Source organism: Streptomyces sp. NPDC049585 (assembly GCF_040675615.1).
GTDB lineage: Bacteria > Actinomycetota > Actinomycetes > Streptomycetales > Streptomycetaceae > Streptomyces > Streptomyces luteosporeus.
On record NZ_JBFAPE010000014.1, the window covers coordinates 146126 to 153180 of the forward strand.

The following is a 7055-nucleotide window of genomic DNA, read 5'->3' on the forward strand; positions in this document are numbered from 1 at the left end:
GGCGGCGGCATCGGTCAACTCCGGGGGGCCGCCAGACAGTCCGCGAGCGGCGCCGGCAGTGCCGATGCGTGTATCACGCCGAGGCGCTGCGTCGCCCGGGTCAGGGCGACGTACAGGTCACTGCCGCCGAACTCCGCCGGTTCCGCCACGAGCACCGTGTCGAACTCCAGGCCCTTGGCCTGCCGCGGGTCCAGCAGGACCACCGGGCGCGTCAGGTCGGGGGCCGGGCCCCACGAGGCGTCCGGCAGGGCCTCGGCCAGGGCCGGGAGGAGGGGGGCCGGGGCGATGACCGCCAGGCGGCCGGTCCCGTCCGTCTCCCGGGCCACCGCCGTGGCCACCGCGCCGGGGAGGTCGGCGGTGTGCAGCGCCCAGGGGCGTACGCCCGTCGAACGAACCGAGCGCGGCGGGGCGGCGGCGGGGGCGCCGGCCGCGCGCAGGACGGCCGCCGCCACCTCCATGATCTCCGCGGGCGTCCGGTAGTTGACGCCCAGGCGCACATGCTCGAAGCGGTCGCCGACGTACGGGGCGAGGGCCGCCTCCCAGGAGCCGACACCGCCCGGTTCGGCGGTCTGCGCCGGGTCGCCGACCAGCGTCATCGAGCGGGTCGGGCAGCGGCGCATCAGCAGCCGCCAGGCCATCGCCGACAACTCCTGCGCCTCGTCGACGATCACATGGCCGAACGCCCAGGTGCGGTCGGCGGCCGCGCGCTCGGCGGCGCTGCGGTGGTCGGCCTCCTCGTGGCGCTCGGCCAGCCGCTCGGCGTCGACCAGGTCGTGCGCGGCCAGCACCTCCGAGTCCTCGTCCTCGCGGTCCTCGAACTCCTGGGTGCGCGAGCCGTACGACAGGTCGAGCACGCCCTGGGCGTAGGCGATGCGTTCCTGCCGCTCGGCCTCGGCGGCGGCGCGGGCGGCGGAGTCGTCCTCGCCGAGGAGTTCGGCGGCCTCGTCCAGCAGCGGCACGTCGGCGGGCGTCCAGGCGCCGTCCCAGCCGGCCGCGGGCCGGCGGATCGCCTCCGCGTCGGCCTCGGCCAGGTGGCAGGGCTCGTCGAGGAAGTCCGCGACGAGTTGCTGCGGGACGAGGGAGGGCCACAGCTCCTCGATCGCGGCGTGCACCTCGCTGCTCCCCGCGACCGCCTTGCCGAGCTGGGCGACGTCGTCGGGGCCGAGGAAGTTGGGCCCGCCGTAGGGGTCGGCGCCGATCCGGTCGGCGAGCTGGGCGGTCAGCGCGTCGATGACGTGGAAGGCGAAGAAGGGGCGGGCGAGGTTGTGCGGCAGCTTCGTCGCCCGGGCCGCCTGCCGGGCCGCGCGGGCGATGTCCGCGGTCAGCAGCAGCTCGCCGTCCTCGTGCGCGATGCGCAGCTCCGGATCGGGCAGGACCTGCCGGTCGCGCACGTACGCGGCGAGGGCGTCGGCCATCTGCGCCCGGCCCTTGACCTCGGCGGCGTGCGGCGTGTCCGCCGCCGTCGCCCGCACCCCGGGGAACAGCTCGCCGGGCGTGGCCAGCAGGACGCCGGTCTCGCCGAGCGAGGGCAGCACCTCGCCGATGTAGCCGAGGAAGGCCGGGTTGGGGCCGACGATCAGCACGGCCCGCCGGGCCAGCTGCTCGCGGTGCGCATAGAGCAGGTACGCCGCCCGGTGCAGGGCGACGACGGTCTTGCCGGTGCCGGGACCGCCCTCCACCACGAGCACGCCGCGGTGCGGCGCGCGGATGATGCGGTCCTGCTCGGCCTGGATGGTCTGCACGATGTCGTGCATCCGCCCGGTGCGCGCCGCGTCCAGCGCGGCGAGCAGCACCGCGTCCGCGTCGCTGCCCTCGTGCCCGGTGCGCTCGGTGTCGGTCAGGTCCAGGATCTCGTCGTGCAGGGCGGTGACCCGCCGGCCCTGCATGCTGATGTGCCGGCGGCGCCGCAGCCCCATGGGCGTGTGCCCGGTGGCCAGGTAGAACGGCCGGGCGACCTCGGCGCGCCAGTCGACGACCAGCGGCGTGCGGTCGGGGTCGTCGCGCCGGATGCCGATCCGGCCGATGTGGTGGTCGCGCCCGTCGCGGAAGGCCAGGCGGCCGAAGCACAGCCCGTGCTCCCCGGCGTCGAAGGCCGCCAGCAGCCCCGTCTGCTCGGCCACCAGCACATCGCGCTCCAGCCGCGCCTGGAAGGTGTTCCCGGCGGGCACGAGCGCTGCGCGCAGCGCGGCTTCCGACCGGGTGCGCAGTTCGGTGAGGCGTTCGTGCAGCAGATCGATGAATTCCTGCTCACGACGCATTTCCGCGTTCACCGCGGTTTCGGCGATTGACAATTCGGCTCCCGCACGGATATGATGGCCTCATCAAGCTTCCCCATGCGTTGAGTTGGGCTCAGGCATGGAAACAACCAATATACCCCGACCGGATTTCGGCCGGGGTTTTTTGTTGTCCCCGAAGTCCGGCGGCAGCGGCAAACGCCCGTACGGTTAACACGTGTTCGGCCACGGGAAGGGAACCCCCGTGACCGGTTACGGAAGTGAATGGCCCGAGGGCCTCGCCGCCCAGGCCCGGGCCCTCGCCGAGCGCGAGGTCAGTGCGCGCGAGCTCGTCGAGCGGGCCCTGCGCCGGATCGAGGCCACCCAGAGCACGATCAACGCCTTCCGACTCGTCCGCGCCGAACGGGCCGTCGAGGAGGCCCGCGCGGCCGACGAGCGCCTCGCCGCCGGCGAACGCCTGCCGCTCCTGGGCGTGCCCGTGGCCGTCAAGGACGACATGGACCTGGCCGGCGAACCCACCGCCTTCGGCTGCCCCGGAATCTTCCCGCCGCAGCGCACCGACTGCGAGGCCGTGCGCCGATTACGCGCCGCCGGCGCGATCGTCGTCGGCAAGACGAACACCCCCGAGCTCGGCCAGTGGCCCGTCACCGACGGCCCGGCGTTCGGGGTCACCCGCAACCCCTGGAACCTCAAGCACACCCCCGGCGGCTCCTCCGGCGGCTCGGCCGCCGCCGTCGCGGCCGGGCTCGTCCCCGCGGCCCTCGGCTCCGACGGGGCCGGCTCCATCCGGATCCCCGCCGCCTGGACGCACCTGGTCGGCATCAAGCCACAGCGCGGCCGCATCTCCACCTGGCCCCACCGCGAGGCCTTCCGCGGCATCACCTGCGACGGGCCGCTGGCCCGCAGCGTCGCCGACGCCGCCCTGCTGCTGCACGCCGCCGCCGGCTCCCACGAGGGCGACCTGCACCGCCCGCCCGCCGTCGACGTCCTCGCCGCCGCCGGCCACGAGCCCCGCCGCCGGCTGCGCATCGCCCTCTCCCTGCGCCCCGCCTTCGCCGCCGTCCGCCACTGGCTGCACCCCGCCGTGCGCGCCGCGACCCTGCGCATCGCCGACCGGCTGGCCCTGCTCGGGCACGAGGTGGTGGAGGAGGAACTGCGCTACGGGCCCATAGGGCTGGCCTTCGTGCCCCGCTCCATGGCGGGCGTACGCGACTGGACGGCGCGCGTGCCCGACCGCGCGCTCCTCGACGCCCGCACCCGCGTCAACGCACGCGGCGGGCTGCTGCTCGGCGGCGAGGTGCTGCGCGCGGCCCGCGCGGCCGAGGCGCCCCTGCGACGCCGGATCGGCGAGCTGTTCTGGCGGTTCGACGCCGTGCTGACCCCCACCACCGCCGTACCGCCGCTGCGCACCGGCGACCTGGCCGGCCTCCGCAGCCGCGACACCAACTCCCGCATGATCGCCGCCTGCCCGTACGCGTGGCCGTGGAACGTGCTCGGCTGGCCGGCGGTCAGCGTGCCGTCGGGGCTGACGGAGGAGGGGCTGCCGACGGGCGTCCAGCTGCTCGGCCCCTCCAACAGCGAGCCGCTGCTGATCTCGCTGGCCGCGCAGCTGGAGGCCGACCAACGCTGGTACGAGAACTGGCCTCCCGGCCACCCTCGCTAGGCCGTGTCCGGCGGATCTTCGTCACGCGCCACCACGGCGCCCCGTAGGGGCGCGGGGAACTGCGCGACCAGCCGGCGACGGCCCGCAGCTGACACGCCACCCCGGGGCCCGGGCAATCTGCGGCTGCGCCGTGGCTTGTCGCGCCGTTCCCCGCGCCCCTACGGGGCACTGCATGAACCGCCGGACACGGCCTAGGGGCGCGCCCCTGCGGGGCGCCCCGAAGGGGCGCTACGGCGCGAGGACGTCGAGTTCCGCCATCGCACCCGTGACGATCTCCCGCGTCAGGGCCTCCGCCCGCCCCGCATCGTGCTCGCGCACCGCCTCGGCGACGCGCACGTGCAGGGTGACCGCGGCCGGGTCGGGGTCGGTGAACATCACATGATGGCGGGTGCGGCCCGTGAGCACCTCGGCCACCACATCCCCCAGCTGCGCGAACATCTCGTTCCCCGAGGACCGCAGGATCACCCGGTGGAAGGCGACGTCGTGGACCAGATACCCCTCCAGCTGCTGGCCGCGGGAGGTGGCGACCATGCCCAGGGCGTGCTCGGTCAGCTCGGCGCACTGCTCCGCGGTCGCGTGCCGCGCCGCCAGGCCGGCGGCCACCGGCTCGACCGCCGAGCGCAGCACGGTGAGCGAGCGCAGCTGGCGCGGGCGGTCCGGTCCGGCCAGCCGCCAGCGGATGACCCGCGGGTCGTAGACGTTCCACTCCTCGACCGGCAGGACGGTCACCCCGACCCGGCGCCGGGAGGCGACCAGGCGCATCGCCTCCAGGACGCGTATGACCTCGCGGACGACGGTGCGCGAGACCTCGAACCGCTGCTCGAGCTCGTCCGTGCGCAGCACGCTGCCGGGCGGGTACTCCCCGGCCGTGATCGCGGGCCCCAGGGAGTCCAGCACCCGGGCGTGCAGTCCGTTGTCCATGCGCCCAGCGTACGGGCCACCACACAGCGCGATAAGTATGACGTTTACATCACAGCGGCTTGAATAAGTCGTACTCATCCGTTTGGGTGGCCGGGTGATGAGCATTGTCGTGATGGGCGTCGCCGGCACCGGCAAGAGCACGGTCGGCGCCCTGGTGGCCCGGGCGCTGGACATGCCGTACGCCGACGGCGACGACCTCCACCCCGCCGCCAACATCGCCAAGATGACCGCCGGCATCCCCCTCGACGACACCGACCGGGCCCCCTGGCTCGACACCGTCGGCGCCTGGCTGCACGAACAGGCCGCCCACGGCCGCGGCGGCGTCGTCAGCTGCTCCGCCCTCAAACGCGCCTACCGCGACCGGCTGCGCGCCGCCGCCCCCGGCACCGTCTTCCTCCACCTCACCGGCGACCGCGACCTCGTCGCCGCCCGGATGGCGGCCCGCACCGGCCACTTCATGAAACCCGGGCTGCTGGACTCGCAGTTCGCCACGCTCGAACCCCTCGGGGCCGACGAGGCCGGCGTCACCGTCGACGTCGCGCCCGGCCCCCGGACCGTGGCCGAACGGGCCGTCGCCGCCCTGACCCGCCTCTGACCCCACCTCCCCCGAAGACCCCCGAAGACCCCCCGAGGAAGCCCCGTGAGCACTCTCAGCGTCGAGATGCTGGCCGCGGCCCCCGCCGCACCGATCACCACCGCGGGCCATGCCCGGCTCGGCATCGCCGTCCTCGTCGGCATCGCCGTCATCGTCGTCCTCATCGGCCGGCTCAAGCTCCACGCCTTCCTGGCCCTGACGGTCGGCACGCTCGTCCTGGGCGTCGCCGCCGGCGCACCGCTGGAGAAGACCGTCACCTCCTTCACCACCGGGCTCGGCTCGACCGTCGCGGGCGTCGGCGTCCTCATCGCCCTCGGATCGATCCTGGGCCGGCTGCTCGCCGACTCCGGCGGTGCCGACCGCATCGTCGACACGATCCTCGCCAGGGCCGGCACGCGCACCATGCCCTGGGCCATGGTGCTCATCGCCGGCGTCATCGGACTGCCCCTCTTCTTCGAGGTCGGCATCGTGCTGCTGGTACCGGTCGTCCTGCTCGTCGCCCGGCGCGGCGGCCACTCCCTGATGCGCATCGGCATCCCCGCCCTGGCCGGCCTGTCCGTCATGCACGGCCTCGTCCCGCCCCACCCCGGACCGCTCGCCGCCGTCGACGCCATCGGCGCCGACCTCGGCGTCACCCTCGCCCTCGGCGTGCTGGTCGCCGTCCCGACGGCAGTGATCGCCGGACCGCTGTTCGCGCGGTACGCGGCGCGGTGGGTGGACGTCGCGCCGCCGCAGGCGCTGATACCGGACGCTCCGGAGCAGGCGCCGGACCGCCCTCGCCCCGGCTTCGCCGCCTCCGTCGCGACCGTGCTGCTGCCCGTGGTTCTCATGCTCGCCAAGGCCGTCACGGACGTCGTCGTCGACGACCCCCACCACCCCGTGCAGCGCGCGGCCGACGTCATCGGCTCACCCCTGATCGCCCTGTTGCTGGCCGTCCTGGTGGGCATGGCCACCCTCGGCCGCGGCACGGACTCCGTCCCCGCCTCCGTCGAGAAGGCCTTCGCCCCCATCGCCGGCATCCTCCTCATCGTCGGCGCCGGCGGCGGCTTCAAACAGACCCTCGTGGACGCGGGCGTCGGCCGGATGATCCTGGAGGTCTCCAAGGACTGGTCCCTGTCGCCTCTCCTCCTGGCCTGGCTCATCGCCGTGGCCATCCGCCTGGCGACCGGCTCGGCGACGGTCGCCACGATCTCGGCCGCCGGCCTCGTCGCCCCCCTCGCGGCGGACATGAGCACGACGCACACGGCCCTGCTGGTGCTGGCGGTGGGGGCGGGATCGCTGTTCTTCTCGCACGTGAACGATGCGGGGTTCTGGATGGTGAAGGAGTACTTCGGGATGAGCGTGGGGGAGACGGTGCGGACGTGGTCCCTGATGGAGACGGTGATCTCCGTGACGGGGCTGGTGAGCGTGCTCAGCCTCTCGGCGCTGCTGTAGGGGCGGTGCGCCTGCGGCGGGCCGCGCCCCGGTCCCGCCCTCTCCGTTTCCCGGGGGCAAGCCCCCGGACCCCCGACCGGGCTTCGCCCGGTGTCCTCGAACGCCGGACGGGCTGCAATGCAGCCCGTCCGGCGTTTGAGGTGCCGGGGACGGGGGGGATGCCCCGTATAGCTATTTCTAAACTAGGAACTGCACTCAAGTGAAATAA

General features: G+C 74.4%; 5 protein-coding genes. 3 read left to right on the forward strand and 2 right to left on the reverse strand.

The genetic code is table 11. From position 1 onward, the window contains the following. Nucleotides 1-14: 14 nt before the first annotated feature. Nucleotides 15-2258: an AAA family ATPase gene (locus AB0K17_RS17185; RefSeq protein WP_365983400.1), complete on the reverse strand. Its 2244-nt coding sequence runs from the start codon at nucleotides 2256-2258 to the stop codon at nucleotides 15-17. A gap of 220 nt (nucleotides 2259-2478) precedes the next feature. Between AB0K17_RS17185 and AB0K17_RS17190 the strand changes: the two genes are divergently transcribed. Then, on the forward strand, nucleotides 2479-3897 hold the full coding sequence (locus tag AB0K17_RS17190; protein WP_365966968.1) for an amidase: 1419 nt from the start codon (nucleotides 2479-2481) through the stop codon (nucleotides 3895-3897). Between the two features lie 228 nt (nucleotides 3898-4125). On the opposite strand, the gene AB0K17_RS17195 is transcribed toward AB0K17_RS17190, so the two are convergent. Next, nucleotides 4126-4818, reverse strand: a complete 693-nt coding sequence (locus AB0K17_RS17195; protein WP_365966967.1) for a FadR/GntR family transcriptional regulator — start codon at nucleotides 4816-4818, stop codon at nucleotides 4126-4128. 97 nt (nucleotides 4819-4915) lie between these two features. Here AB0K17_RS17195 and AB0K17_RS17200 point away from each other — a divergent pair, with 97 nt between their 5' ends. Then, complete coding sequence (locus AB0K17_RS17200; RefSeq protein WP_365983393.1) at nucleotides 4916-5413, forward strand: gluconokinase; 498 nt, start codon at nucleotides 4916-4918, stop codon at nucleotides 5411-5413. A gap of 45 nt (nucleotides 5414-5458) precedes the next feature. Next, complete coding sequence (locus AB0K17_RS17205; protein ID WP_365983394.1) at nucleotides 5459-6847, forward strand: gluconate:H+ symporter; 1389 nt, start codon at nucleotides 5459-5461, stop codon at nucleotides 6845-6847. The last annotated feature ends 208 nt before the right edge of the window (nucleotides 6848-7055 follow it).

Coding starts and splice junctions, on each gene's coding strand:
- AB0K17_RS17200 (WP_365983393.1), top strand. CDS start 4,916: ATGAGCATTGTCGTGATGGGCGTCGCCGGCACCGGCAAGAGCACGGTC.
- AB0K17_RS17185 (WP_365983400.1), bottom strand. CDS start 2,258: ATGCGTCGTGAGCAGGAATTCATCGATCTGCTGCACGAACGCCTCACC.
- AB0K17_RS17195 (WP_365966967.1), bottom strand. CDS start 4,818: ATGGACAACGGACTGCACGCCCGGGTGCTGGACTCCCTGGGGCCCGCG.